28 protein-coding genes and 1 tRNA gene are annotated in these 23,926 nt (G+C 65.7%); 11 read left to right on the forward strand and 18 right to left on the reverse strand.

Annotated elements, in window-relative coordinates; all coding sequences use genetic code 11:
- Position 1: 1 nt before the first annotated feature.
- The 7 genes from tsaE to DEBA_RS04770 form a co-directional block, all read right to left on the reverse strand.
- Positions 2–478 carry a tRNA (adenosine(37)-N6)-threonylcarbamoyltransferase complex ATPase subunit type 1 TsaE gene (gene tsaE, locus DEBA_RS04740; RefSeq protein ID WP_013257769.1) on the reverse strand — a complete coding sequence of 159 codons (477 nt, stop codon included), beginning with the start codon at positions 476–478 and terminating at the stop codon, positions 2–4.
- 75 nt (positions 479–553) lie between these two features.
- Positions 554–2,131, reverse strand: coding sequence for a bifunctional ADP-dependent NAD(P)H-hydrate dehydratase/NAD(P)H-hydrate epimerase (locus DEBA_RS04745; protein WP_013257770.1), 1,578 nt, complete (start codon positions 2,129–2,131; stop codon positions 554–556).
- A complete protein-coding gene (gene acpS, locus DEBA_RS04750) occupies positions 2,128–2,505 on the reverse strand; it encodes a holo-ACP synthase (RefSeq protein ID WP_013257771.1) in 378 nt (125 codons plus the stop codon). Before acpS ends, DEBA_RS04745 begins: the two co-directional genes overlap by 4 nt.
- A 2-nt stretch (positions 2,506–2,507) precedes the next feature.
- Entirely contained in the window at positions 2,508–3,266 is a 759-nt protein-coding gene (locus DEBA_RS04755) for a pyridoxine 5'-phosphate synthase (protein ID WP_013257772.1), read from the reverse strand.
- Positions 3,247–3,636 (reverse strand): rRNA maturation RNase YbeY, encoded by a 390-nt coding sequence (gene ybeY / locus DEBA_RS04760; protein WP_245528525.1) that lies wholly within the window; start codon positions 3,634–3,636, stop codon positions 3,247–3,249. The genes DEBA_RS04755 and ybeY overlap by 20 nt, the downstream gene beginning before the upstream one ends.
- A complete protein-coding gene (locus DEBA_RS04765; protein ID WP_222832036.1) occupies positions 3,623–5,251 on the reverse strand; it encodes an HD family phosphohydrolase in 1,629 nt (542 codons plus the stop codon). The genes ybeY and DEBA_RS04765 overlap by 14 nt, the downstream gene beginning before the upstream one ends.
- Before the next feature lie 88 nt (positions 5,252–5,339).
- The gene (locus DEBA_RS04770) at positions 5,340–6,296 is read right to left on the reverse strand and encodes a PhoH family protein (RefSeq protein WP_013257775.1); all 957 of its coding nucleotides are present in this window, start codon (positions 6,294–6,296) and stop codon (positions 5,340–5,342) included.
- Positions 6,297–6,530: 234 nt separating this feature from the next.
- Here DEBA_RS04770 and DEBA_RS04775 point away from each other — a divergent pair, with 234 nt between their 5' ends.
- The 3 genes from DEBA_RS04775 (at position 6,531) to DEBA_RS04785 (ending at position 8,508) form a co-directional block, all read left to right on the forward strand.
- Positions 6,531–7,130, forward strand: a complete 600-nt coding sequence (locus DEBA_RS04775) for a CvpA family protein (RefSeq protein ID WP_013257776.1) — start codon at positions 6,531–6,533, stop codon at positions 7,128–7,130.
- Positions 7,127–7,945 (forward strand): nucleoside triphosphate pyrophosphohydrolase, encoded by an 819-nt coding sequence (mazG, locus tag DEBA_RS04780; RefSeq protein ID WP_013257777.1) that lies wholly within the window; start codon positions 7,127–7,129, stop codon positions 7,943–7,945. Before DEBA_RS04775 ends, mazG begins: the two co-directional genes overlap by 4 nt.
- 200 nt (positions 7,946–8,145) lie before the next feature.
- The gene (locus DEBA_RS04785; RefSeq protein ID WP_083779085.1) at positions 8,146–8,508 is read left to right on the forward strand and encodes a cytochrome c3 family protein; all 363 of its coding nucleotides are present in this window, start codon (positions 8,146–8,148) and stop codon (positions 8,506–8,508) included.
- Between the two features lie 131 nt (positions 8,509–8,639).
- On the opposite strand, the gene DEBA_RS04790 is transcribed toward DEBA_RS04785, so the two are convergent.
- The 6 genes from DEBA_RS04790 to dsrA all read right to left on the reverse strand — a co-directional run bounded on the left by DEBA_RS04790 (position 8,640) and on the right by dsrA (position 14,070).
- Positions 8,640–8,828 carry a ferredoxin gene (locus DEBA_RS04790; protein ID WP_013257779.1) on the reverse strand — a complete coding sequence of 63 codons (189 nt, stop codon included), beginning with the start codon at positions 8,826–8,828 and terminating at the stop codon, positions 8,640–8,642.
- 274 nt (positions 8,829–9,102) lie between these two features.
- Positions 9,103–9,747, reverse strand: coding sequence for a tetratricopeptide repeat protein (locus DEBA_RS04795; protein ID WP_013257780.1), 645 nt, complete (start codon positions 9,745–9,747; stop codon positions 9,103–9,105).
- A 107-nt stretch (positions 9,748–9,854) separates the two neighbouring features.
- Entirely contained in the window at positions 9,855–10,088 is a 234-nt protein-coding gene (locus DEBA_RS04800) for a dissimilatory sulfite reductase D family protein (protein ID WP_013257781.1), read from the reverse strand.
- Positions 10,089–10,157: 69 nt separating this feature from the next.
- Positions 10,158–11,570, reverse strand: a complete 1,413-nt coding sequence (locus DEBA_RS04805; protein WP_013257782.1) for a cobyrinate a,c-diamide synthase — start codon at positions 11,568–11,570, stop codon at positions 10,158–10,160.
- A gap of 95 nt (positions 11,571–11,665) precedes the next feature.
- Positions 11,666–12,784 (reverse strand): dissimilatory-type sulfite reductase subunit beta, encoded by a 1,119-nt coding sequence (gene dsrB, locus DEBA_RS04810; RefSeq protein WP_407639294.1) that lies wholly within the window; start codon positions 12,782–12,784, stop codon positions 11,666–11,668.
- 14 nt (positions 12,785–12,798) lie between these two features.
- Positions 12,799–14,070: a dissimilatory-type sulfite reductase subunit alpha gene (gene dsrA, locus DEBA_RS04815; RefSeq protein ID WP_013257784.1), complete on the reverse strand. Its 1,272-nt coding sequence runs from the start codon at positions 14,068–14,070 to the stop codon at positions 12,799–12,801.
- A gap of 321 nt (positions 14,071–14,391) precedes the next feature.
- Between dsrA and DEBA_RS04820 the strand changes: the two genes are divergently transcribed.
- Positions 14,392–14,661 carry a hypothetical protein gene (locus DEBA_RS04820; protein ID WP_013257785.1) on the forward strand — a complete coding sequence of 90 codons (270 nt, stop codon included), beginning with the start codon at positions 14,392–14,394 and terminating at the stop codon, positions 14,659–14,661.
- On the opposite strand, the gene DEBA_RS04825 is transcribed toward DEBA_RS04820, so the two are convergent.
- From DEBA_RS04825 to DEBA_RS04835, 3 genes are read right to left on the reverse strand one after another with little or no spacing between them, the layout of a single operon-like run.
- Positions 14,658–15,368, reverse strand: coding sequence for a lipid-binding SYLF domain-containing protein (locus tag DEBA_RS04825; RefSeq protein WP_013257786.1), 711 nt, complete (start codon positions 15,366–15,368; stop codon positions 14,658–14,660). The two genes, DEBA_RS04820 and DEBA_RS04825, sit on opposite strands and share 4 nt — an antisense overlap.
- Positions 15,358–16,101 (reverse strand): tetratricopeptide repeat protein, encoded by a 744-nt coding sequence (locus DEBA_RS04830; RefSeq protein ID WP_013257787.1) that lies wholly within the window; start codon positions 16,099–16,101, stop codon positions 15,358–15,360. Before DEBA_RS04830 ends, DEBA_RS04825 begins: the two co-directional genes overlap by 11 nt.
- A gap of 17 nt (positions 16,102–16,118) precedes the next feature.
- Positions 16,119–16,520, reverse strand: coding sequence for a secondary thiamine-phosphate synthase enzyme YjbQ (locus DEBA_RS04835; RefSeq protein ID WP_013257788.1), 402 nt, complete (start codon positions 16,518–16,520; stop codon positions 16,119–16,121).
- Positions 16,521–16,676: 156 nt separating this feature from the next.
- On the opposite strand from DEBA_RS04835, the gene DEBA_RS04840 reads away from it, so the two are divergent.
- Entirely contained in the window at positions 16,677–17,339 is a 663-nt protein-coding gene (locus DEBA_RS04840) for an MBL fold metallo-hydrolase (protein ID WP_013257789.1), read from the forward strand.
- Between the two features lie 42 nt (positions 17,340–17,381).
- Here DEBA_RS04840 and DEBA_RS04845 read toward each other — a convergent pair whose 3' ends face one another.
- Together DEBA_RS04845 and pyrR are read right to left on the reverse strand one after the other, a co-directional pair.
- The gene (locus tag DEBA_RS04845; RefSeq protein WP_013257790.1) at positions 17,382–17,915 is read right to left on the reverse strand and encodes a hypothetical protein; all 534 of its coding nucleotides are present in this window, start codon (positions 17,913–17,915) and stop codon (positions 17,382–17,384) included.
- A gap of 35 nt (positions 17,916–17,950) precedes the next feature.
- Complete coding sequence (pyrR, locus tag DEBA_RS04850) at positions 17,951–18,517, reverse strand: bifunctional pyr operon transcriptional regulator/uracil phosphoribosyltransferase PyrR (RefSeq protein WP_013257791.1); 567 nt, start codon at positions 18,515–18,517, stop codon at positions 17,951–17,953.
- Between the two features lie 406 nt (positions 18,518–18,923).
- Here pyrR and DEBA_RS04855 point away from each other — a divergent pair.
- From DEBA_RS04855 to DEBA_RS04880, 6 genes are all read left to right on the forward strand, one after another.
- Positions 18,924–19,011 (forward strand) — tRNA-Leu (locus DEBA_RS04855).
- Between the two features lie 575 nt (positions 19,012–19,586).
- Entirely contained in the window at positions 19,587–20,213 is a 627-nt protein-coding gene (locus tag DEBA_RS04860; protein ID WP_187288587.1) for a TetR/AcrR family transcriptional regulator, read from the forward strand.
- Positions 20,214–20,234: 21 nt separating this feature from the next.
- Positions 20,235–21,401 carry a thiolase C-terminal domain-containing protein gene (locus DEBA_RS04865; RefSeq protein ID WP_013257793.1) on the forward strand — a complete coding sequence of 389 codons (1,167 nt, stop codon included), beginning with the start codon at positions 20,235–20,237 and terminating at the stop codon, positions 21,399–21,401.
- A gap of 3 nt (positions 21,402–21,404) precedes the next feature.
- A complete protein-coding gene (locus DEBA_RS16820) occupies positions 21,405–21,806 on the forward strand; it encodes a Zn-ribbon domain-containing OB-fold protein (protein ID WP_013257794.1) in 402 nt (133 codons plus the stop codon).
- A 55-nt stretch (positions 21,807–21,861) separates the two neighbouring features.
- Positions 21,862–22,629, forward strand: coding sequence for an SDR family NAD(P)-dependent oxidoreductase (locus DEBA_RS04875; protein WP_043813741.1), 768 nt, complete (start codon positions 21,862–21,864; stop codon positions 22,627–22,629).
- A gap of 55 nt (positions 22,630–22,684) precedes the next feature.
- Entirely contained in the window at positions 22,685–23,827 is a 1,143-nt protein-coding gene (locus DEBA_RS04880) for an acyl-CoA dehydrogenase family protein (RefSeq protein ID WP_013257796.1), read from the forward strand.
- Positions 23,828–23,926 lie beyond the last annotated feature (99 nt).

Here is a 23,926-nt window from a genome sequence, read left to right on the forward strand (position 1 = left end):
CTCAATCCGCCTGAATGTTCAAAAGCCCGCGCAACCCGTCCAAAAACGCGGCCGGGCCGCTGATCCGCGCCTGACGCTCATGGCCGGCCTCGCCCGTCAGCCAGACGTCCACCGCCGTCTCCGGCCAGCGGCCGTCCATGACCTCGGCCCATTCCACGGCCAGCACGCCCTCGGCCGATTCCTCCAGCAGGCCCAGGTCAAGGGCGCCGCCCAGGTCGAGCCGATAGAGGTCGGCGTGAAAAAACGGCGTGGGGCCGGGATAGACGTTCAACAACGTGAAGGTGGGGCTGACGACGTTGTAGTCGTCGCCCACGCCCAGGCCCCGGGCCAGGCCCCGGGCCAGGGTTGTCTTGCCCGCGCCCAGGCCGCCGCGCAGCAGCACCACCGCGCCCGGGCCCAACACGCGGCCCAAGGCCAGGCCCAGCCGGAGGGTCTGCTCCTCGCCGCGCAAAAGCAATTCGATGACGTCGCCGCTCATGGCCTTGACGCCGCCGCCAATTGCAGGGATTTACCAGAATCGCGGCCCAGGGGCAAGGGCAAGGCCCACATTTGCCTAGTCCTCGTCGTGGTGGTCGTGGTCGTGACCGGCCTCCAGCGTGGCGAAGGCCGTCGGCAGATAATCGGCCAGTTCCTCGGCGGCCAGGCCGCGCAGGCCGAATTCCTCGGCGGCCAACTGGGCGGCCAGACCGTGAATAAAGGCCCCGCACAAGGCCGCCTCCAGGGCGCTCGACCCTTGGGCCAAAAGGCCGCCGATCAGGCCGGTGAGCACGTCGCCGCTGCCGCCGCTGGCCAACAGCGGCGAGCCGGTGTCGTTGACCCAGGCCAGGCCGTCGGGCGCGGCGATGACGCTGCGCGCGCCCTTGAGCAGGCAGACGGCGTTGTATTTGGCGGCGATGCGCCGGGCCGCGTCCAGGCGATCGGCCTGGATTTCGGCGGTCTGGCAGCCCAGCAGGCGGCCGGCCTCGCCGGGATGGGGGCAGAGCACCACCTGCTCGGCGGCCCAGACCGGCGGTTCGGGGCTTTCGGCCAGGGCGTTCAAGGCGTCGGCGTCGATGACCAGCGGCGCTTCGATGACGTTCATCAGCGCGATGGCCAATTGGGCGCTCTCGGCGGCGCGGCCCAGGCCGGGCCCCAGGGCCAGGGCCTGGCGCGAGGCCATCAACTGGCGCGCATCCTCCAGGGCCGCCACGTCCAGCGCGCCCGTGGCGGTCTGGGGCAGGGGATGGCTCATGCAGGCGGTCAATTTGGTTTCGGCCACGATGTTGAGCCCGGCCGGCAGGGCCACGGTGACCAAGCCGGCCCCGGCCCGCAACCCGCCCATGGCCGCCAGGCACGGCGCGCCGCTGTAGCCGGGCGCGCCGCCCACCACCAGCAGATGGCCGAAATCGCCCTTGTGGGCGCTGGCGTCGCGGGGCGGCAGCAGGGCGGCCACGGTCTGGGGCTCCAGCAGCAGGCAGTCGATGTCCAGTTCGTCAAAGACGTGGGGCGGGATGGAGATATCGACCAGGCTCAGTTCGCCGGCGTGGTTTTCAAAGTCCAGCAGCAGCCCCCGCTTGACCGCGCCGAAGGTGGCCGTCCAGTCGGCGCGCACGGCCTGGCCCAGGGGCCGGCCGGTGTCGGCCGAGAGCCCGCTGGGCATGTCGATGGCCAGGATCGGCGCGTCGGATTCGTTTAGCGCCTCGATGGCCCGCAGATAAAGGCCTTCCACCGGCGCGCTCAGGCCCGTGCCCAAGATGGCGTCGACATAAATGTCGTAGGCGGCCATTTCGCCGGCGTAGAGATCGAAGGCGTCCTCGTCGGGCAGCTCGATCACCTCGACGCCGCAGGCCTCGGCCACGCGCAGGTTGATGGCGGCGTCGGGGCCAAGCTGCTCGGCCTTGGCCAGCAGAAACGCCGTGCAGACCGCGCCCTTCTGGGCCAGCATGCGCAGCACCGCCAGGCCGTCGCCGCCGTTGTTGCCCCGGCCGCAAAAGGCCGCCACGGCCAGGCCTTCCACCTCGCCCACCGCCTCGACGATCACCTTGGCCGCGCCCCGGGCGGCGTTTTCCATCAGCACTATGCCCGGCAGACCGATCTCGTTGATGGTGCGCTCGTCGGCCAGGCGCATCTGCTTGGCGCTAACAAGAATCATGGTTTCTCCAATACGACCACCGCCGCGGCGTAATCGCCGTCGTCGGTCAGGCTGAGGTGGGCGGTCAGGCCGCCGTTGTCGCGGGCCCATTGGGCCACCGCGCCGTGCAGGCGCAGCAGCGGCCGGCCGCCGGCGGCGTGGGCCACTTCTATTTCGGTGAAGGCCAGCCGGCCCATGCCCAGGCCGGCGGCCTTGACAAAGGCCTCCTTGGCCGCCCAGCGCAGGGCCAGGGCCGCGGCCGGCTTGGGCCGGGCCATGGCTTGCTCCCACTCGGCGGCGGTGAAACAGCGCCGGCCCAGGCGTGGGCCAAAGCGGGCCAGCGCCCGCTCGAAGCGCGCCACGCGGGCCAGATCCAGGCCCAGGCCAAAGATCATGGCTAGAGCCGGCGCGCCGGCGACTCGGGCTGGCGGGGCGGGGCGCTTTGCCGCACCAGGGCCAGCATCTCGGCAACGGCGCTCTCGAAGCCGACAAACAGGGCCCGCGCCACGATGGAATGCCCGATGGAGTACTCGACGATCTCGGGAATTTTCAGCAGCGGCGCGACGTTGCGCAGATTAAGCCCGTGACCGGCGGCCACGCGCATGCCCACCCGCGCGGCCAGGCGGGCGGCGTCTTCCAGGGCCGAGAGCAGCTTGAGGCGGGCGGCCTCGCCGGCGGCGTTGGCATAGGCCCCGGTGTGCAGTTCGACGACCTGGGCCCCGGCCATGTGGGCGGCCTTGACCTGCTCGGGGTGGGGGTCGATGAACAGGCTGACCTCGATGTCGGCCTGGTTGAGCTGGGCGATGACGTCGCGCATGTAGTCCAGATTGCCCTTGACCTCCAGGCCGCCCTCGGTGGTCAGCTCCTGGCGGCGTTCGGGCACCAGCGTGCAGATCTGGGGCCCCACCTCGGCGGCGATGCCGATCATTTCCTCGGTGGCGGCCATTTCCATGTTCAGCGCGCCCTTGACCACCTGGCGCAGCACGCGCAGGTCGCGGTCCTGGATATGGCGGCGATCCTCGCGCAGGTGAACGATGATGCCGTCGGCCCCGGCCTTTTCGGCCAGCACGGCGGCCCAGACCGGGTCGGGCTCGTCGATGCCCCTGGCCTGGCGCAGGGTGGCCACGTGATCGACGTTAACCGACAGTCGGGCCATGGCAGATCCTTTCCGAGGCAGCGGCGCTTTTTTCCAGCAGGTCTTCGGTCAGCTCCTCCATGGCCCGGGCCTGCTCCTCGTCGCGCAGGTGGTCGTGGCCCAGCAGGTGCAGCAGGCCGTGGATGATCAGGCGCACGAAATGTTCATCGGGGTCGAGCCCGTTTTCGGCGGCCTCGCGCTGGGCGGTGTCGATGCTGACGACCACGTCGCCCAGAATCTGGGGGTTTACGCCGGCGCCGTCGCCCTCTTGCATGGCGAAGGCCAGGACGTTGGTCGGCCCGCGTCGGTCCAGATATTGGCCGTTGATCTGGGCGATTTCGACGTCATCGCAGATCAGGAGCGAAAGCTCGGCGTCCTCAGCCAACGCCAAGGCGGCGCAGATTCGTTTGATCCGCGATTCCAAGGTCGTCAGGTCGATCGCCACCCGGCTTTGTCGATTGTCTATCGCAACTATCATTTTGTTTTTTCGGGCCGTTGTTGTCGGTGTTGGGGTACTCCACGCGGTGGTGGAAGATGCCATTGAGTATCTTGTTGAAGACCTTGGCGATTTTGTGCAAATCCTTCAGGGTCAGCTCGCACTCGTCCAGTTGGCCTTCGGCGAAAACCTTGTTGATCTGGCTCTGGACCAGGCCCTGGATGCGCGCCGGGGTGGGGTTGTCCAGGGATCGGCTGGCGGCTTCGACGGTGTCGGCCAGCATGACCAAGCCGGCCTCGCGGGTCTGGGGGCGCGGGCCGGGGTAGCGGAAGCTCTCGATGTTGGGCTCTTCACGGCCGGTTTCGCGGCTGCACTCCAGGGCTTTGTTGTAGAAATAGTGGATCAGGCGGGTGCCGTGGTGTTGGCCGATGATGTCGATGATGGGCTGGCCCAGGCGGTGGCGGCGGGCGGCCTCGACGCCTTCCTTGACGTGACTGATCAGGATCAGGGCGCTCATGGTCGGGGCCAGTTTTTCGTGGCGGTTGGGGGCGACGCCCTGGTTTTCCACGAAATAATCGCATTTTCGCAGCTTGCCCAGGTCGTGATAAAGGGCGGCCACCTTGGCCAAAAGCGAGTTGGCCCCGATCTCCTTGGCCGCCGCCTCCACCAGGCTGCCCACCACCAGGCTGTGGTGATAGGTGCCCGGCGCCTGGAGCATCAGTTCCTGGAGCAGGGGATGATCCAGGCTGGCCAGCTCCATCAGGCAGGGCGCGCTGATGAAGCCGAAGGCCGACTCGGCCAGGGGGGCCATGCCCGCCGCCAGGATGCCCGCCAGCAGCGAGCCCAAAAGCGCCGCGGCCAGCGCGGCCATGAAGGCGGCGCTAAACAGCCAGCCCTGAACCAGGGCCATGGCCGCCAGGGCCAGCGCGCCGCTGAGGGCCGACCAGGCCGCCGCGCCGATCAGCGACATGCGGGTGTGGCCGCTGCGCACGTAGTGGGCGGCCACCACGCCGGTGATGAGATAGTAGACGAAAAGGGCCATGGAGCCCGGCCACAGCAGGCTGGCCAGCAGGCCGAAACCCAGGGCCGTGAGCATGCCGGCCTGGGCGCTCATGAACAAACTGACCAACAGCGGCCCGGCGGCCAGCGGCACGGCGTAGCCCATGGCCTGGAGGGCCAACCCGCCGTGATCGACGCTCATCGCCAGGGCCAGCAGGTTGTAACCACGTGAAAGACCGGCCAAAATTAGCAGGATGCACCACAGGAAGATGATCTGCCGGGCGCTGACCTCGCCGCCGAAAACAGGCAGGCGCTGGAACCAGATCAGATACAACTGCCTGAGCACCAGCGCCGAAAGAACCACCGCCCCCACGATGATCGGCCAGGGGGCGTGGGTGAAAAGATCTACCAGCAACGCGCCGAAGATCATGGCCGAAAGAATGGTGGGGGCGCTCAGGTGCAGGCTGCCTGGGCCCTGGAAGGCCCCGCGCAACTTGGGCAGGAGCCGTTCGCGCAGCCGCGTGCGGCAAAGCTGGCACAGCAGTTCCCAGGCCCGTTTGATCAGGGCCATGGCGCGAGCCCGCCATGCGGCGGCCGTCGGGTGGGTTTTCGGCGCGCCCACCGGGCGCAGCTTGCTTGGGCGCTCCACGCCCATGGGCTCACTCCGTTTGGGTTTTTTGCTCGTAGGCCCGGATGATCTCGCGCACCAAGCGGTGGCGGACCACGTCGCGCTTGCGGAAATCGACGAAGGCGATGCCGTCGATGCCTTGTAACAAGCGCCGCGCCTCGATCAGGCCCGATGTCGTGCCCGTGGGCAGATCGACCTGAGTCACGTCTCCGGTGATCACCGCCCGCGAATCGAAGCCCAGGCGGGTGAGGAACATTTTCATCTGTTCGCTGGTGGCGTTCTGCGCTTCGTCGAGGATGACAAACGAGGCGTTGAGCGTGCGCCCGCGCATGAAGGCCAGCGGGGCGACCTCGATGACGCCCTTGCCCATGAGCCGGCCAGCCTTGTCAAAGTCAATCATATCATGCAGCGCGTCGTAAAGGGGGCGCAGATATGGATTGACCTTCTCGGCCAGATCGCCGGGCAAAAAGCCAAGCTTTTCGCCAGCCTCCACCGCCGGGCGGCAGAGCACCACCCGGTCGACGCGGCCTTTGTTCAGATATTCCACGGCCATGGCCATGGCCAGGTAGGTCTTGCCCGTGCCGGCCGGGCCCACGCCGAAGACGATGTCGTGGCCGCGCATGGCCTCCAGATAGGCCTTTTGGGTCAGGCTTTTGGGCGTGATGATGCGCTTTTTGCCGGCTATATAGACCTGATCGAGGAAAATATCCTTGAGCTTGGCCTTGGGGTCGGCCGAAAGGATGCGCACGGCGAAATCGATGTCCATCTCAAAAACGGGGTAGCCCTGGCGCACCAACTCGTAGAGCTGGCCCAGCACCTGGCCGGCCAGGTCGACCTCGGCTTGTTCGCCATCGACGGTGACCACGCCGCCGCGGCTGCGCGCGGCCACGCCGACCGCTTCGGCCAAGAGCTTCAGGTTGGCGTCTCGGCTGCCCAAAAGAACCTTGGCCGCCTCGTGATCGTCAAAGCTCAGCTTCAGTTCGGACATGGTCGACCACCAGGGACCGGCGCGCGTTTTGCTGTCGGCCGCGTCGGCGCTTTGCGCTGTGGAGGGCTTTTACTCATCGCAAACTAATACCACAGCCCGCCGCAAGCGGCAACAGGCGGCCCACGCCACGGGATGGCTCGGGATAACACTTTGTAATAACTTGTGATTATTGGGCGTTGATTGGGAGCCGGCCCTTGACAAGCCGGCCCCGGCATGCTACTACGCTGATTCAACATGAACGCCTCGCCCAACATACTCGACCTGGCCATCGTGGCGGTGGTCGGCTTTTTCGTGGTCAAGGGCCTGATGCAGGGCCTGGTCCGCGAGGTCATGGGCCTGGCCGGAGTGGTGGCCGGGCTGTTTCTGGGCCTGGCCTATTATGGCCAACTGGCCGCTCTGGCCCGCCAATGGCTGAAGATGGACGCCGCCTGGTTGGACGCGGCGGCTTTCGGCGTGATCTTGCTGGCGGTCTTTGCCCTGGTGGTGGCGTTGGGCGCGGCCATCACCAGCCTGCTGGCCCGGGTCAGCCTTTCGCCGCTCAACCGCCTGCTGGGCGGCGGCCTGGGCCTGCTCAAGGGCGTGCTGCTCACTTATCTATTATTGAACATGCTGCTGCTGATAATGCCCTTCAACCCGCCTCAGCAACTGCGCCAATCGCTGACCGCGCCTTACGTGATCCAGGCCGGCCGGGCGCTGATGGCCCTGGCCCCCGAGGATCTGCTCCACGCGCTCCAGGAAAAAAGCGGCCTGATCGGCCCTGGCGGCGATTTCGCGCCCCAGGGGCAGCCGACGCCCATGCCGCAACCAACGCCAGCCAAGGAACCGACACCGTGAGTGATCAACACCAGCAAGCGGCCCTGGCCGGCGCGTCCTTCGCCCGGCTGGTGGCCCTGGCCGCCCGGCTGCGCGCCCCCGACGGCTGCCCCTGGGATAGGCAGCAGACCGTGCAAAGCTCCACGCCCTATATCCTCGAAGAGGCCTACGAGGCCGTCGACGCCCTGGAAAGCGGCGACCGACGCGAGGCCATGGGCGAGTTGGGCGACCTGCTGTTCCAGGTGGTTTTTCAGTCTCAACTGGCCGCCGAGGCCGGTGATTTCGACGCACGGGCGGTGATCGAGGCCGTCGAGGCCAAGATGATCCGCCGTCACCCCCACGTCTTTGGCCAGGAGCGGGCCGCCGACGCCGAGGCGGTCCTGCGCCGTTGGTCGGAGATCAAGCGCGACGAGCGCGGCGCGAGCCAAGGCCTCCTGGACAGCGTGCCCAAAGGCTCGGCCGCCCTGACCAGGGCCCAACGCCTGGGCCAAAAGGCGGCGCGGGTGGGTTTCGACTGGCGGGGGCAGGCCGACGTGCTGGCCAAGGTGGCCGAGGAGGCCGCCGAACTGACCGCCTCCGCCGACGCCGCCCAGCGCGAGGCCGAGTTTGGCGATCTGCTCTTTGCCCTGGCCCAGTGGGCCCGGCACGGTAAGATCGACGCCGAGGCGGCCCTGCGCCGGGCCTGCGAGCGCTTTCAACGGCGCTTCGAACTGATGGAAGCAGCGGCCGCCGGCCGTGGCGTGAGCCTGGACCGGCTCGACGAAGCGGCTCTGGACGAACTCTGGCGCGAGGCCAAGGCGGCGCTGGCCGCCCGCCAGGGCGTCGGCGGCAAATGAATTTGTGAATGGCGCGGCGCGGCAAAGGCCGGGTGAAAGGGGTTGACAAGACCCCCTGGCCTGGCTTATAAATTCGGCAGTTTATCGTGAATGATTTCGCATTTTCCGCCACCGCGCGGGGAAGGAAAAGGGACATGAGGAAAAGCCTGATCGCAACTATCACAGTTGTCGCCTTTATCGCCGTGGCTGCCTTGTTCTCCATGGCGTGGGCGCAGAAAACCGCCTCTGGCGAAGTGGCCGATGTTATCGAGCTCAAGGACGGAATCTTCAAGACCTACAAGCAGGGCCCTGTCAGCTTCACCCACCTGAAGCACACCGTGGACCACAAGGTCAAGTGCACCGACTGTCACCACGGCGACACCGGCGCGGCCAGCAACACCTGGAAAGAAGGCGATCCGGTCAAGAAGTGCTCCACCTGCCACGGCCTGAAGAAGCAGGGCAAGGTCGAGAAGCTGGAAAAGGCCTTCCACGACAACTGCAAGACCTGCCACAAGGACTACAACAAGGCCCAGGGCACCAAGGGCGCGCCCACCGCGTGCAAGGACTGCCACGCCAAGAAGTAGCCTCCCGGGCTTTAGCGTCATCCCATCGGTCGGCCCACGGGCCGGCCGATTTTTTTGCCGTCGCGCCCGCAAAAAAAGAAGCCCCCCGCCAAGTGCACCGGCGGAGGGCTTAACTGGTCGGATTCGGTCGGCTAGACTTCGGTCACCGTGATGGCGTCCTGCTCGCAGACCTCGACGCAGCTTTCACAGCCCAGGCACTCTTCCTCGTTGACGGGAACGGCCTTGCCATCCTGCATCTCGTAGACGTCCACCGGACAGACCTCCACGCACTCCTCGTCGCCAATGCATTTGTCAGCGTCGACAACAACCTGGAAACCCATGTGATTCCTCCTTATGAGCCTGAGTTAGATCGGGGCCTGCCCGATGCAATCAGTTGATACGCCTGGTTACGAGCATCCGGCCCGTGGGTCGGTTTTTGTTTTGGCGGCCGGTTCGGCAAGGTGCTGGCACTTGCCCAAAGGTCAAGCGCTTCGTGGTGTAAGGCGCTTTTTGCCGGCAACCGTAATTCTCTCAATAACGGCAACACGCCATTCGGTCAAGTGCAATTTAGCACTTTGCGCAAAACAAATTGACCCGTGGCGGGCGCGCGTCGGCTCAGGCCAGGCCCAGGCGGGCCAGCATCTCCGGGTGCACCGGATAGCCCAGTTCACGGGCGCGGGCGGCGGCCCGTTTGGCCTCTTGTTCGCAGCCCAACTCCAACAGGGCGGCGGCCTTGTTGTTGTGGGCCATGGCGAAGCCGTCGTTGATTTCCAGGGCGCGGGCGGCGGCGTCGACGGCCTCGGCGAACTGCTGGCGGCGCACCAGCACCGTGGAGAGGTTGGTCCAGGCGTCGGGCAGTTTGGAGTTTTCGGCCAGGGCGCGGCGCAGCTCCCGCTCGGCGTCGTCGAGCTTGTCGAGCTGCATGTAGGCCACGGCCAGATTGGCGCGCACCGCCGGCAGATCCCACACGGTCAGCGCGCCGGTGAAGGTGCGCAGGGCCATGTCGGCCATGCCCTTGGCCAGGTAGAGCCCGCCCAGGTTGAGCATGCTCTCCAGATGCTTGGGGGCCTCGAACAGCACCTGCTTGAACTGCTCGATGGCCTCGTCCTCGCGGCCGTCGTGGGCCAGGGCCACGGCCAGGTTGTAACGGATATGCCAGGCGCCCGGTTCGGCGGCGAGATACTGCTGCAAGCGGTCGATGAGCCCCTCGCGCAGGAAATCGTCCTCGGGGATGCCGCTGGGGGTTTCTAGTATGGCCATGATCCCTCGCTGGCTGGTTGTTCAGCGGATAAAAAACCTCCGCGGCGCGGGATGAAATGATTCCCCGCCACGGAGGGTCGCTGTCGTCGACCTGATCTTGGCCTGGCTTAGTGTTCGCCCTCGGCCACGTGCTCGTTGCCGGGCATGTCAAAGTAGGTGGTCGAGCCGCTGGACCAGTAAGAAAGCGTGCCGTCGGCGATCATGGCCGTGGTTTCCTTTTTCAGGGACTTCTTATCCACGCTTTCGTCGAGCTTCTGGACCTCTTTGAGCAGGTCGTTCATCATCATGCGTTTTTTCTTCTTGGTCATGACTTCGAGAACTAGGCTTCGCACATCCGCCATTTTAGTATCTCCTTCGCTTTGCGGTATTTTTCTCAAGTTTTAAGAACATATCGCCATCGTGCGGCCATGTCAAGCCCATATCGACCCGCCCGAGCGTGCGGCGTTCACCAGGCCGGCGGCCCACTGCGGCAGGCCCAGGGCATGCACGTGGTGATAGGTGGCCATGACATTTTTGTGCAGCAGCCCGCCCTTGCCTTCGTGCAGGCCGCGGCCGCGGATGACCTCGTAGGCCAGCGACAGACGCGTGGCGTCGGCGAACTGGGGCCGCGAATAATGGAACTCGTGGGCCTGGAAGCGCGCGCCCACCGGCAGGAACGGGTTGGCCGCCAGCACCTGGCACAGCGAGTAGCCGTGGCCCTGGGGCTTGGGTTGCATGGCGAAATCCACCGGGAACACGCCGACCATGTCGTGCTCCCGGCCATCGATCAACAGCTTGCGGCCCAGGTACATCAATCCGCCGCATTCGGCGTAGATGGGCAGGCCCCCCTCCGCCGCCGCCAGCACCGAGCGCCGGAACGACTGGTTGGCCGCCAACCTGGCCGCGTGAGTCTCGGGAAAGCCGCCGCCGATGTAGAGCGCCTCAACCGGCGGCAGTTCGGCGTCTTCCAGGGCCGAACAAAAGACCAGCCGCGCGCCGTGGTTGGCCAGGGCTTCCAAGTTTTCGGCGTAGTAAAAGCCAAAGGCCGCGTCGCGGATCACGCCGATGCGCGGGCCCTGGCCTTGGGGCGGCCGCTCCGGGCCCAGGCCAAGGGGCTTGGGCTGGGCTGGCAGGGGTGGGGCCGAGGCCATCAAGGCCCAGACCTGGTCGATGTCCACGTGGGCGGCCACCAGCCGGGCCACGCCGTGCAGGGCCTGGGCCACCTGCTCGTGCTCCTGGGGCGGCACCAGGCCCATGTGCCGCTGGGGCATGTCCAGCTTGAGCCGAGGGATCGCCCCCAGCACGGGTAGGCCCGCGTATTGGGCCACGGCCCGGCGGATGAGCCCCTCCTGACGGGCGGTGCCCACGGGGTTGAGGATCACGCCGGCCAGGTTCAGCGCGGGGTCGAAAAGCTTCATGCCCAGCACCGTGGCCGCCACGGTGCGGGTGGCCATGGCGCAGTCGATGGTCAGGACGGTGGGGGCCTTTAGCAGCTTGGCCAGCTCGGCCGTGGAGAACGAGCCTTGGTCGTCCATGCCGTCGTAGAGCCCGCGGTTGCCCTCGATCACCGCGCAGTCGAAACCGCGGCCGTGGTGATCAAACGAGGCCAGGGTCTGCGCGGGGCCCATCATGTAGGGGTCAAGGTTGCGGCAGGGGGCCTGGGCCGCCTCGGAGTGCCAGAAGGGGTCGATGTAGTCGGGGCCCTTTTTGAAGGGCGCGACCGTGAGCCCCCGGTCCTTGAGGGCCTGGATCAGCCCCAGGGTCAGGGTGGTCTTGCCCGAGCCGCCTCGGGTGGCCGCCACCGCCAGGCGCGGCAGATCAAGCTGTGGCTGCAATTGGGCCATCGCCGCCCTTTATCAAAAAGACGCTACCCGGGACCGGGGCCCCGGGTAGCGGTTTCGGCAAATCCCGCTGACGCGAGAACCAGTTTAAGCGGCGATTACCACTTGAACTGGGTGCTGGTCCGCCAGGTGGTGGCGGCGAAGCGGTAGTCGTCGATGTGCCGCTTGGTGAACTCGAAGCCGGTCACGTCGAAGAAGCGCTCCCAGCCAATGCGCTCGATCCACTCGCCAATGCGCTCGTAGCGCTTGGCCCCCGAAACGTAGGCTTCGAGGATGGTGGTGATGGCCTTGACGGTGCTCTCCCAACGCGGGGGCTCGTTGGGAATGTAGGGGATGGCCAGCTTGGAGAACTTGGGCATGCACTTGGAGTTGCTGACCTTGCCGCCGACCATGATGGCGATGCCGTCGCCATCGGCGTCGGCCAAGGGCATGGCCGGGCACATGGTGTAGCAGTTGCCGCAGTACATGCAGCGATCGGCGTTGACGGCCACCGACTTGAAGTCATCGACCTTGGAGGGCTTGATGGCCGCGGTCGGGCAACTGGCGATGGTCGTGGGAATTTCGCACATCTTGTCCAGGTGGCTGTGCTCGATCACCGGGGGCTTGCGGTGCACGCCCAGGATGGCGATGTCGGAGCAGTGCACGGCGCCGCACATGTTCAGGCAGCAGGCCAGGGCGATGCGCACCTGGGCCGGCAACTTCATCGAGGTGAAGTAGTCGAACAGGGCGTCCATGACCGACTTCACCGGGCCGGAGGCGTCGATGGCCGGAGTGTGGCAGTGCACCCAACCCTGGGTGTGGACGATGTTGGTCACCGAGTGGCCGGTGCCGCCGATGGGCATGTTGCCGGCGGCGGCCAAGGCCTTCTTCAGGCCTTCGAGCTTCTCGGTGCTGGTGACCATGAACTCGACGTTGTTACGAGTGGTGAAGCGGAAGTAGCCGCCACAGAACTCGTCGGCGATCTTGCAGTAGTCCTCGACCATGTGCGTGGTCATCAAGCGAGTGGCGCCACAACGAACGGTGTAGAGCTTGTCGCCGGACTCGGCCACATGCACCAACACGCCCGGCTCCAGGATCTCGTGATGAAGCCATTTGCCGTAGTTGTTTTTGATGATCTCGGGCCACATCTCGTCGTATTTTGGCGGTCCGATATCGGTAATACGATTGGCTACCATTTCAGCCATTTTTGTATTTCCTCCTTTAATCCGAAAAAGCAAACCCAGTGAATCGGTTAGCGGGCGTGCTTCTTGCGGAACACCTCGATATCACGATCGAAGCCGCCGGGAACCTCATCTTCGGTGTAGAAGAAGTAGGGGTTGGACCGCGGTTCCTTGACCATCTGGGGCACGGGGTCGAAGCCGAGGGCGTCGAGATACGACTGCAGGCCCAGGCGCTGGATCGTCTCACCGATGCGCTCGCGGTTCTTGCCGTTCTCATCCCACCAGTCCCACGTGTTGGCGACGAACTCTTTGAACTCGTCGTAGGGCTCTTCCATCTTGATGAAGGGAATGATCACCGAGCTGAGCTGGGCGCCTTCGAGGATGGGAGCCTTGGCGCCCACCAGGATGGTGGCGCCGGTGTCGGTGCCGGGACGCAGGGCCTTGGGCATCAGGTTGATGCAGTGCATGCAGCGGGTGCACTCACGGTTGTTGATGGCCAGCTTGCCGCCCTCGTAGCTCATGCAGCCGGTGGGGCACAGCTCGACGACGTCCTTCTGGACGTCGAGCTTGACGCCCTGGCCCATGGCGCCGCCGCGCGCGGGGATCTCGCCGCCGGCGTAGGCGGCCACGGCGGCCTGGTCGATGCGGATGTCATCGCGCCAGGTGCCGATGATCGAGCAGTCCGAGCGGGCGATGGAGGCCACACAGTCGTTGGGGCAACCGGAGATCTTGAACTTGAACTTGTAGGGCCAGGCCGGACGGTGCATCTCGTCCTGGTACTCTTGGGTCAAGTTGTAGCAGATGTCCTGGGTGTCGATGCAGGCCCATTCGCAACGGGCCTTGCCCAAGCAGCACTCGGGGGTGCGCAGGGCCGAACCGGAGCCGCCCAAGTCCCAACCCTTTTGGGTCAGTTCGGCGAAGATGGGCTCGAGCTGCTCGGTGAAGGCGCCCAGCAGAATGATGTCGCCGGTGGAGCCGTGCATGTTGAGCATGCTGGAGCCACGGCGGTTCCAGATGTCCATGATCTCGCGCAGACGCTCGGTCTTGTAGAACTTGGACGCGGGCTGGTTGACGCGCACGGTGTGGAAGTGTTCGACGCCAGGGAAAAGGTTGGGGACGTCGGAATAACGGCCGATGACGCCTCCGCCATAGCCCAGAACGCCCACGATGCCGCCATGCTTCCAGTGGCCCTCCTTGTCGTTGTAGGAGAGCTCGAGCTGGCCGAGGAGGTCGGCGCAGGCCTCTTTGCCCGCTTCCGCCGCCCTTTTGATGTCGGTGACGAAGCTAGGCCAGGGCCCCTTCTCCAGCTCATCCAGCATCGGAGTCGGATGCTTGATAGCCATTGAATTAATCCTCCGTAAGTGTTGCTGACTATTGCAAGTCAAGGTTGGGCGAACCGCATGCCGGCTCCCCGCAAGTTACACGTCGACCCATCAAGCGGCCATAACGCCCGCCGGCGCCGGTCCATGCCGGGGGCGTCAAAGTGCGAATGTTGGGCTAACTATCCGTTTTTTCAGCAGGGACGGTATTTTCCCGCTCTTAACGATTGTTGTGAGTATAGGAACAACCCCAAAGTGTGTCAACCAAAAAACACTACCAGTTGCGCCGGGCTCGCCCGTACCCTACACTGTCGACGCAAACGACACCAATCGCGGACGGACGCCATGATCGCTGAAAACGACCCGACCATCGAAGCAAACTTCCAACGCGTGCTGGGACTCATCCGCGCCCAGGGCGTCGAACAGTGGACGGAAGGCAAAATCGGCGCGCCAGACCTGCCAGGCCTGATCTACCTCTGCAAGTTCGGTTTCATGACCGCCGTGCTCACCAAGGGCCAGATCGCCCAGATCCTGGGCCTGGACCGCGCCGAATTGCGGGCCATGGTCAAGGGCTGGTACGACGACCACCGCCGCAAGGGTTGCGGCGCCTGCTAGTCGGACAGGCGAGCCAGGGCCTGGCGCAGCTCGGCGGCCGAGGCCGGCGCGTCCCCGATGCGGTTGTTGAGGATGTCCTCGTTGGATGCGTCAGCATTATAATATAGATCGTCGGCCTCGGCGTCGGCTTCGATGACCACGCTCTGCAACGAGGCCCCGGCGAACAAGCCCTGGGCCCGCGAATACGAATAGACGTCGGCGCGCATGTTGGCCGCCGCCAGCGAGGCCTCGGTCTGCCGGCCCAGCGGACCGGCCGCCGCCGAGGCGTCCACGCCCAGTTGCAGCTTGTTTCGCATCACCCCGCTCAGGCCCTTGTCGGTCATGATCACCATCAGCAGGTCGGCCGATTGGGCCCCGGCCTGAAAACCGATGCTGGCCGCGCCCATGTGGAAAAAGGCCGGCGGACTCCATGCGCCGTCGGCCTGACGCACCAAGACCACGCCCATGCCCAGTTTGCCGCCGAAGATCAGGCCCACCCGCAGCGTCCCCGGAAAAATGGCCACGGCCTTGGCCCGGCGCAGCAGATAACGCGCCGCGTCGGCGTCGGGGGCCTCGGCCGCCTCCAATAGCACCAAATGCGCGCGACGCACCACCAACTCGGCGTCGTGGGCGTTGGAGACGAACGTGGGCGTGGCGCAGCCGGGGGCCAGCGCCGTCAGCGCCAAAACGGCCAGCGTGGCCAGGGCGGTCAAAAACTTACGTGTCATCGCGCGGTGCTCCATCCTGTTCTTCCAGGCCCAGGCGGGCTATCTCGGCCCGCACCTCGCGGGCCTGCTGGACCATGCCCAGCCCCAGGAACGTGGCCGCCGCCCGGTGCAATGCGCCCCGGGCCACCTCGGGCCGGCCCAGTTGGGCCTCCAGCGAGCCCACCGCCACGTAGGCCAGGGCCACTCGCTGGGGTTCGCCCAGCTTCTCGGCCAGGGCCCCGTGGCGACGATAGGTGGCCAAGGCCCGTTCGACCCGGCCCAGGCGGCGTTGCAGCGGGGCCAGGTATTGCAACAGCAAAAGCACGCTGACTTCGTCGCCGGCCTGGTCGGCCTGGGCCAGTAGGTTTTCCAACTCCGCGGCGGCCTCGGCCGTGCGCCCCAGGCGATCCAGGGCGCGGGCGCGCAACTCCACGGCCTGGAAGACGACCTCCGGCGGGGCTTCTTGCCGAAAGATGGCCAGGGCTTGGTCAAGTTTGGCCAAGGCCGCCTGGCCATCGCCCGTGGCCAGGGTCAGTTCGGCCTGTTTTTGCAACACATGGGCCAGGCCCAGGCGATTTTCCAGCTTTTCACAGAGGTATTGGGCCTCGTCAAAGGCTTCTTCGGCCTGGGTCAGGCGGTTGCGTTGCAGATAGGCCACGCCCAGGCGATAAAGGGCGTTGGCCACGCCTTCGTCGGAATCGACGTGACGCATTTCTTGCAGGCGATCCAGGGCGTCTTGCAGGTTGATTTTCATCGCTGGCTCCGTGGCCGTCAGCCGGCCGAGACGTCCACCAGGGCCCGCCGTCGGCGCGGCCCGTCAAACTCCATGAAAAACAGGCCCTGCCACTGGCCCAGGCCCAATCGGCCGCCGCTGACCGGCGCGCGCGCGGAGCTGCCGGTGAGGATGGCCTTGATGTGGGCGGCGCTGTTGCCCTCCTGGTGGGCGTAGCTGGCCGACCAGGGAACAAGGCCTTCCAGGGCGCGCAGGACGTCGGCCATCACCGCCGGATCGGCGGCCTCGTTGATCGTCACCGCCGCGGTGGTGTGAGGCACGAAAATCGTGCACCAGCCGTCCTTCACGCCGCTTTGGGCCACGATCCGCCGCGCCTGGTCGGTGATCTCGATGGCTTGGGCGCGGGCGGTGGTTTCGATAAAAATCGTCTCGCGGGGCATGGCTCGCTCCTTGGACGCCGAAGCTGGTCCACGCTTCGGCCGGGTCATTCTAGCAAGGCTGGACGCGCGCCAGAAGCAAAAAGCGCTCCAGCCTTGACAGCCGCCCCGTCCATGGGCAGACTTTTGCGGCAAGGACGCCGCCACACAGGAGAGAACATGAAACTAGCCGACGGGTTGCACGCCTTCGTCTGGACCCAGCCAAACATCAACAATTGCAACGCTTACTTCATCGACGGCCAGACCCCCACCCTCATCGACCCCGGCCACGCCCAGTTGTTCGGCCATGTCGAGATGGGCCTCTCGCGCGATGGCTTGGTCAACAAGCCCAAGCTGACCATCGTCACCCATTGCCACCCCGATCACCTCGAAGCCGCCGAGCCCCTGCAACGGGCCGGCGTGCTGCTGGCCCTGGGCGCCCAGGAGGACGAATACCTCAAGGGCGATGGCCGCCGCCTGGCCGCCGCCCTGGGCATGAGCTTCCCCGAGATCGTCCCGGACATGTTTCTGCAAGAGGGCTCGCTGACCCTGGGCCAAGAGGAGTTGCAGGTCTTCGTGACACCCGGCCATTCGCCGGGCCATATCTGCCTCTACTGGCCGCGCCACAAGGCCCTGTTCAGCGGCGACCTGATCTTCGCCCAAGGCGTGGGCCGGGTGGACTTCCCCGGCGGCGACGGCGCGCAACTCAAGGCCTCGATCATGCGCATGGCCGGCCTGGACGTGGAGTGGGTCTTGCCCGGCCACGGCCCGATCATCAAGGGCAAGCAGAACGTTCAGCGCAATTTCGAACTGATCGAGAAAATGTATTTCGGCATGATCTGACCCTTGGCGGCGGTCGACGCCGGCCGCCGCCAGGATCGTTTGTCAGGCCACGGCCCGTTGCAGGGCCTGGGCCGCCTCTTGCACGGCTTGCAGGTGAGGGGCCAGGGCCTTTTGCGTGCGCAGCTCCAGGTCGGGCAACGACAGCGGGTTGGGCAGCACCGCCGAGCCGCCGATGCCCATGCGGGCCAGGTCGTCGGCCATCACCGCCGCCAAGTCGGCGTAGAGCTGGCCGGCCGCCTGGAAACGGCCCCGCGCCGCCGTGATCAGGGCCGCCAATTTGTCCTTGGCCCGATCCAAGGGCAGGGCGGCCAGGCCATCGACGGCCAGATCGTCGCCATTCAACAGGGCCTCGACAAAATGCTCCAACGCCGCGGCCAGGGCGGGGCGCCTTTGCTCCTCCGGCCTGGCCGCCAAAAGCTCGGCCATTGCCGCGCCGTCCACGTCGCCGCTGAGAAAACGCCGGGCGGCCGCCTGACCGTGTTTGCGGCCTTCCTCCTTGGCCGTGTCCTCGACCCGGCCCATCATGGCCTCGGCCCGCTCCAGGGCTATCTCCAAGCTGGATTTGATCAGAGCCAATCGGTCATCTCCGCGAAAAAATGTCGCAATAAAACCTACAAGCCGGCCAGGCCCGCCCCCGCCTGGCGCTGGCGCACGACCCGATCGTCGCCGGGCGTGCCGCCCAGCAACACGTCGATGCGTTCGCCCTTGGCGCAGGCGATGGTCTGGCCCACGTAATCGGGCTGAATGGGCAGTTCGCGTCCGCCGCGATCGACGAGCACCGCCAGGCGCGCCACGCGCGGCCGGCCGAAATCCATCAATTCGTCCAGCGCCGCCCGCACCGTGCGCCCGGTGAAAAGCACGTCGTCGACCAGGATGATCTCGCGGTCATCGACGGGGAAGGTGATGTCGGTGCGTCGCACCACCGGCCGGTCGGTGCGCATGGTCCAGTCGTCGCGGTATAGGGTGATGTCGATGGCCCCGATCTTGGGCGGCGCGCCGGTGGCGCGGGCCAGGCCGTGGGCCAGGCGGGTGGCCAACTCCTCGCCGCCACGACGGATGGCCACCAGGCACAGCTCGGCCGGCGCGGGCGAACCCGCCTGGATGGCCGAGGTCAACGCCGCGATCATCCGGGCGATCTGGGGAGCGGTGAGCACGATCTCCGAGCGGCTGGCGGGCATGATCCCTCCGCGCTGGGGCCCGCTGGGCCCGGTTTGCCTGGGGCCGACGTCGACCACGCCGGCGTCTGGGCCGATTAGAGGCTGCTGCACGCTTAAACATAACAAATGTTGTAAAAACAAATAATTACCTGTGAAACATGCATCATGCCGTGCGGCAGCCGAGGCGCGCCATGGATGGCGCGCCAAATCGCGAGCCTGATTAGGCGAGCGATTTGGGAGGCTTGGCAAAACCGCGCTTTTGCCAAGCCGATGCTGCACGGGGCAGGACGCCCCCGTGCAGCACTCTCGATTAAGGCATTGTAGCAAAACGCGCCGAACCTCGCACGCGGCGGCATGGGCGCTGGCGCTTTTTTCCTTCAGCCCCCTTGACCAGCGGACGCGGCCGAATTATAAATGTAGCGGTCATGCCGGAGTGGCGGAATTGGTAGACGCAGGGGACTCAAAATCCCCCACTCCTTGCGGGTATGAGAGTTCGAGTCTCTCCTCCGGCACCAATAAAATCAATGGTCAGCCTCTGTGGCTGGCCTTTTTTTGTGGCGCAATCAGCTTGTGCGCCTTTTTCGCGCCTGGTGGATCGGCTGGTGTGTTCGGAGCATCGCCTAGCTGTAAACGCTTAAGATCTTGTTCACACGGTTCCAGAAGTAGAGACTGGTGATTGCCACGTCAACCCTGACGCCGCCGCCAGCGGTGGGACCATCTCCGGGTGGCCCCTTGCGGCGACTGTTTTGGCCTTTTCACCTTTGGCGGGCCATCCAGAAAAGTCTCGCCGTCGCCACTCTTTCGCGCCGCCATAGCCAACACCTGCGCGCCAACAACGTCCCGCTGCTGGCGGACTGACAGCCGCTCCGCGCCAGCGAACAGCCGCCATTCTCACACCGGTTTTCGCGTTTTGTCTGACAGATTTTTGCATTTCGTTTTATCGCTCGCGGCGGGGAGGCTTCGGGAGCGCCCGAGGCGCTGGCCGTAAATTGACTGGCCGGCCAATTTTGGCCTTGACAAGCGAATGGCGTTCGGTGGAATGATGGATATTCGTTAAACGTTGTTTTGCGGAGTTGGGGCGGTTATGGTGGTGGCCAGTCGTCGGGAGCGAGAGAAGCTGTTGCGTCGGCGGCAGATCATGGACGCGGCGCGGGAGGTGTTCGCGGCCAGGGGTTTTGGCCGGGCGACGATGGAGCAGATCGCCGAGCGCGCCGAGTACAAGCCGGCCACGCTTTATCTATATTTCAAGAACAAGCAGGAGCTTTACACCAGCCTGACAATGGAGCTGATGGAGCGCATCAGTGGCCGGTTCACGGCGTGGGCTGGCCAAGCCGGCCTGGGGCCGATGGAAAAGCTGGGCCAACTGCCCGATCTGATGTGCGAAATATATGATTATGATCCCACGGTGCTGGTGGCGTTGTTTCGTTTGCAGGCCAGCCAGGGTTTGCAGCATTTGGCGGCCGAGACCATCGCCGAGTTGAACGGCCATGCGCGGCGGGCCATGGGCTGCATGGCCGAGGTTTTCGCCGACGCCATGGATCGTGGACTGTTGCGGCGCCATCATCCCAACGCCATGGCCGACAGCGCCTGGGCGATCTTCACGGGCATGGTTTTGTGGGAAGAGAGCAAGCGTTTTTTCGATGGGCGCAAGCAATATCTCAAGCCGACGCTGAAATTGGCCGTGGACCTGCTGATCGCCGGCGCGGCCCGCAAATAAACCGGGGCGGGAGAGTATCCGATGAGAGAAGTTGCCGTCATTGGCGTGGGGATGACCAAGTTCGGCGTCTCCGACAAGACCAACATAGAGTTGTTCAGCCAGGCCGCCCTGGAGGCCATTGGCGAGGCCGGGTTGGAGCCCGGCGACATGGAGGCGTTGTTTTTCGGCAACTGCCTGGGCGATTTCGAGGAGGGCCAACTGCACATGGCGCCTTTCGCGGCGGCGGCCATCGGCATGCCGACGACGGCCCCGGCCACGCGTTTCGAGGCGGCCTGCGCCACGGCCACGGTGGCCATGCGTCACGCGGTGCTGTTGGTGGCGGCGGGGGTTTATGACGTGGCCTTGGTTGGCGGGGCGGAGCGCTGCCTGCGCATGGGCACCGATCTGGCCACCCGCGCCTTCGCCATGGCTTCCGACGCCTATTACGAAGGCCCCACGGGCGTGACTTTCCCGGCTGTTTTCGCCATGGCCACGCACATGTACGCGGCCAAGCACGGCGTGGAGTTGAGCGAACTAAAGCGTTGCATGGCCGAGGTTTCGGTGAAAAACCACCGCCATGGCGCGTTGAATCCGCTGGCGCAGTTCCAGAAGGAGATCGACCTCGACAAGGTTCTGAAGGGGCCGATGATCGCCGATCCGCTGCAACTTTTCGATTGCTGCCCGTTTTCCGACGGAGCCACGGCCTGCGTGGTGGTTGCGGCCGAAAGGGCCAAGGCCGCGCCCAAGCAGCCGATATGGGTGGCCGGCATGGGCCAGGCCAGCGCCGGGCCGCTCTACGCCCAGGGCGATCTGACCCGCGTGCGCGCCCGCGAGGCGGCGGTGGCGGCTTCTTACAAGCAGGCCGGCCTGACTGCGGCGGACATCGATGTGGTCGAGCTGCACGACTGCTTCACCATCGCCGAGATATTGGCCCTGGAGGCGCTGGGCTTTTACGAGTTCGGCCAGGGCTACGCGGCGGCGGCCAAGGGCGAGACGACCTTTGGCGGCAAGGTGGTGGTCAACCCCTCGGGCGGGCTCAAGGCCAAGGGGCACCCCATCGGGGCCACGGGCACGGGCCAGGTCTACGAGATCGTCAAGCAGTTGCGCGGCGAGTGCGGCCCGCGCCAGGTGGCGGGGGCCAAGGTGGGCATGGTCGACACGCTGGGCGGCGATCTGGGCACGGTTTGCAATTTGATTCTGAGGAGTTGAGCCATGGCGCAAGGTGTTTTTCTCAAGGATTATATCCAGGCCTTGGCCGAGGGCCGCTTGCTGGGCCAGCGTTGCGCGGCCTGTGGGGCGGTGACGTTTCCGCCCAAGGCCGTCTGCGCGGCTTGTGGCAAGGCCGAAAACGCGCCGGTCGAGCTTTCGGGCCAAGGCGAGCTGACCACCTTCACCGTCTGCCGGGTGGCGCCCGAGGGCATGACGCCGCCTTACATCGTGGCCATGGCCAAGCTGGCCGAGGGTCCGTGCGTGATCGGCAATCTGGAGGGCGTCGCGGCCGATGACGCCGACATGAGCCTGATCGGCCGCCGGGTGCGCCTGGGGAGCAAACCGGCGGCCAGCAGATCCTACGCGGTCGATCAATGTCGCGTGCTGACTTTCGAACTGGAGTGACAACCAGACGCCTTGGCGTCGTTATTTCATGAACCGTTTCGTGTGGGGGTATCACATGGATGCGAAAAACATCGTCGCCCTGGTCACTGGCGGAGCCTCGGGCCTGGGCGAGGCCACGGCGCGGGCCTTTGTGGCTGGCGGCGGCAAGGCGGCCATCTTCGACCTGGACGAGGCGCGTGGCCAGCAAATCGCCGCCGATCTGGGTCCGGCGGCCATCTTTTGCAAGGTCAACGTGGTCGACGAGGCCAGCGTGCAGGCGGGCGTGGCGGCGGCGTGCGCGGCCTTTGGCCTGGTCAACGTGGCGGTCAACTGCGCCGGCGTGGGCACGCCGGCCAAGGTGCTGGGCAAGGGCGGGCTGATGAGCCTGGATTTCTGGAACAAGGTCATCGGCATCAACCTCACCGGCACCATGAACGTCATCCGCTACGCCGTGGAGAAAATGGCCGCCAACCAGCCCAACGCCGATGGCGAGCGCGGCGTGATCATCAACACCGCCTCGGTGGCCGCCTTCGAGGGCCAGGTGGGCCAGGCCGCCTACAGCGCCTCCAAGGGCGCGGTGGTGGCCATGACCCTGCCGTTGGCCCGCGAGTTCGCGCCCATCGGCGTGCGGGTGATGACCGTGGCCCCGGGCATCTTCGAGACGCCCATGCTCAAGGGCCTGCCGGCCAACGTGCAAGAGGCCCTGGGCAAGATGGTGCCCTTCCCCTCGCGCCTGGGCCGCGCCGAGGAGTTCGCCGCCCTGGCCGCGCATATCGTGCAAAACAGCATGCTAAACGGCGAGACGATCCGGCTTGACGGGGCCATCCGCATGCAGCCAAAGTAGAAAAGGCCCATTGTTTATCGGGTTTTGTTTGCGCAGTAATTTTGGGAGGGACCAAGTGGACTACAATCTGACCGAAGAACAAAGCATGCTCCGCGACATGGCCTACAAGTTCGCCGTCAAGGAGATCGCCCCGCTTTCGGCCAAATGCGACGCCGAGGAGGCCTACACGCCCGAGTTGGTCAAGCTGGCCGCCGAAAACGGCCTGGTTGGCTCGTGGGTGCCCGAGGAGTACGGCGGCGCCGGCGCGGGCATCATGGGCAACGCCCTGATCACCGAGCAGCTTTCGCGGGTGGACATGGGCATCGGCCTGAACATCGTGGCCGCCACCTTTGGCTGCGAGGCCATCGTGCTCTATGGCTCCGAGGAGCAAAAAGAGCAATACGTGCGGCCGGTTTGCGAGGGCAAGGCCATCAGCGCCGGGGCCTACACCGAGCCCAACGCCGGCACCGACGTGGCCGGCTACGGCACCCGCGCCGTCAAGGACGGCGGCGATTACATCATCAACGGCCAGAAGATGTTCATCACCAACGGCACGGTGTGCGACTTTTTCCTGGTGCAGGCCATCACCAACCCCGAGAACAAACGCCACGCCCGCTTCAGCCAGATCATCGTGCCGGCCGACGCGCCGGGCGTGACCCGCACCAAGATCCACGGCAAGATGGGCATCCGCTCCAGCAACACCGCCGAGATCAGCTTCGAGGACGTGCGCGTGCCCCAGAGCAATCTGGTGGGCGTGGAGGGCCGGGGCTTTTATCAGCTGATGCACTTTTTCGACACCACCCGGCCGATGATCGCCGCCCAGGCCTTGGGCCTGTCCCAGGCCTGCCTGGACACCTCGGCCAGGTATTCCCGCGAGCGCGAGGTTTTTGGCGCGCCGCTGGGTTCTTTCCAACTCACCCAGAAAAAACTGGCCGAGATGGCCATCCGCATCGAGGCCCTGCGCGGCCTGACCTACCGCGCCTGCTGGCTGATCGACAATGGCACGCCCGATTACACCCTGGCGGCCATGGCCAAATATTATGGCGGCGAAACGGCGGTGTTCTGCGCCGACAAGGCCGTGGAGATCCACGGCGGCTACGGCTACATCGAGGAGTACCCCGTCCAGAAGTGGTACCGCGACGCCAAGATCCTCGAACTCTACGAGGGCACCAAGGAAGCCGAGATCATGACCATCGGCGGGGCGATGATGCGTAAATAGCCCCCAGGGCCGGACCGAAAACATGGCGCTCCGGGCGGCGACAATTCCGCTCGGGGCGCTTTTTGCTTGGGGCGCTATCTGGTAATCTGTGGGCGGATC

It is taken from the genome of Desulfarculus baarsii DSM 2075 (assembly GCF_000143965.1).
In the GTDB taxonomy this organism is placed as follows: Bacteria; Desulfobacterota; Desulfarculia; order Desulfarculales; family Desulfarculaceae; genus Desulfarculus; species Desulfarculus baarsii.

Coding starts and splice junctions, on each gene's coding strand:
- DEBA_RS04775 (WP_013257776.1), top strand. CDS start 6,531: ATGAACGCCTCGCCCAACATACTCGACCTGGCCATCGTGGCGGTGGTC.
- DEBA_RS04785 (WP_083779085.1), top strand. CDS start 8,146: ATGGCGTGGGCGCAGAAAACCGCCTCTGGCGAAGTGGCCGATGTTATC.
- DEBA_RS04830 (WP_013257787.1), bottom strand. CDS start 16,101: ATGAAAATCAACCTGCAAGACGCCCTGGATCGCCTGCAAGAAATGCGT.
- DEBA_RS04865 (WP_013257793.1), top strand. CDS start 20,235: ATGAGAGAAGTTGCCGTCATTGGCGTGGGGATGACCAAGTTCGGCGTC.
- DEBA_RS04790 (WP_013257779.1), bottom strand. CDS start 8,828: ATGGGTTTCCAGGTTGTTGTCGACGCTGACAAATGCATTGGCGACGAG.
- DEBA_RS04840 (WP_013257789.1), top strand. CDS start 16,677: ATGAAACTAGCCGACGGGTTGCACGCCTTCGTCTGGACCCAGCCAAAC.
- DEBA_RS04765 (WP_222832036.1), bottom strand. CDS start 5,251: ATGGCCCTGATCAAACGGGCCTGGGAACTGCTGTGCCAGCTTTGCCGC.
- DEBA_RS04805 (WP_013257782.1), bottom strand. CDS start 11,570: ATGGCCCAATTGCAGCCACAGCTTGATCTGCCGCGCCTGGCGGTGGCG.
- DEBA_RS04820 (WP_013257785.1), top strand. CDS start 14,392: ATGATCGCTGAAAACGACCCGACCATCGAAGCAAACTTCCAACGCGTG.
- DEBA_RS04835 (WP_013257788.1), bottom strand. CDS start 16,520: ATGCCCCGCGAGACGATTTTTATCGAAACCACCGCCCGCGCCCAAGCC.
- dsrA (WP_013257784.1), bottom strand. CDS start 14,070: ATGGCTATCAAGCATCCGACTCCGATGCTGGATGAGCTGGAGAAGGGG.
- DEBA_RS04755 (WP_013257772.1), bottom strand. CDS start 3,266: ATGGCCCGACTGTCGGTTAACGTCGATCACGTGGCCACCCTGCGCCAG.
- DEBA_RS04795 (WP_013257780.1), bottom strand. CDS start 9,747: ATGGCCATACTAGAAACCCCCAGCGGCATCCCCGAGGACGATTTCCTG.
- DEBA_RS04770 (WP_013257775.1), bottom strand. CDS start 6,296: ATGTCCGAACTGAAGCTGAGCTTTGACGATCACGAGGCGGCCAAGGTT.
- DEBA_RS04745 (WP_013257770.1), bottom strand. CDS start 2,131: ATGATTCTTGTTAGCGCCAAGCAGATGCGCCTGGCCGACGAGCGCACC.
- acpS (WP_013257771.1), bottom strand. CDS start 2,505: ATGATCTTTGGCCTGGGCCTGGATCTGGCCCGCGTGGCGCGCTTCGAG.
- DEBA_RS04800 (WP_013257781.1), bottom strand. CDS start 10,088: ATGGCGGATGTGCGAAGCCTAGTTCTCGAAGTCATGACCAAGAAGAAA.
- DEBA_RS04875 (WP_043813741.1), top strand. CDS start 21,862: ATGGATGCGAAAAACATCGTCGCCCTGGTCACTGGCGGAGCCTCGGGC.
- DEBA_RS04825 (WP_013257786.1), bottom strand. CDS start 15,368: ATGACACGTAAGTTTTTGACCGCCCTGGCCACGCTGGCCGTTTTGGCG.
- DEBA_RS16820 (WP_013257794.1), top strand. CDS start 21,405: ATGGCGCAAGGTGTTTTTCTCAAGGATTATATCCAGGCCTTGGCCGAG.
- tsaE (WP_013257769.1), bottom strand. CDS start 478: ATGAGCGGCGACGTCATCGAATTGCTTTTGCGCGGCGAGGAGCAGACC.
- pyrR (WP_013257791.1), bottom strand. CDS start 18,517: ATGCCCGCCAGCCGCTCGGAGATCGTGCTCACCGCTCCCCAGATCGCC.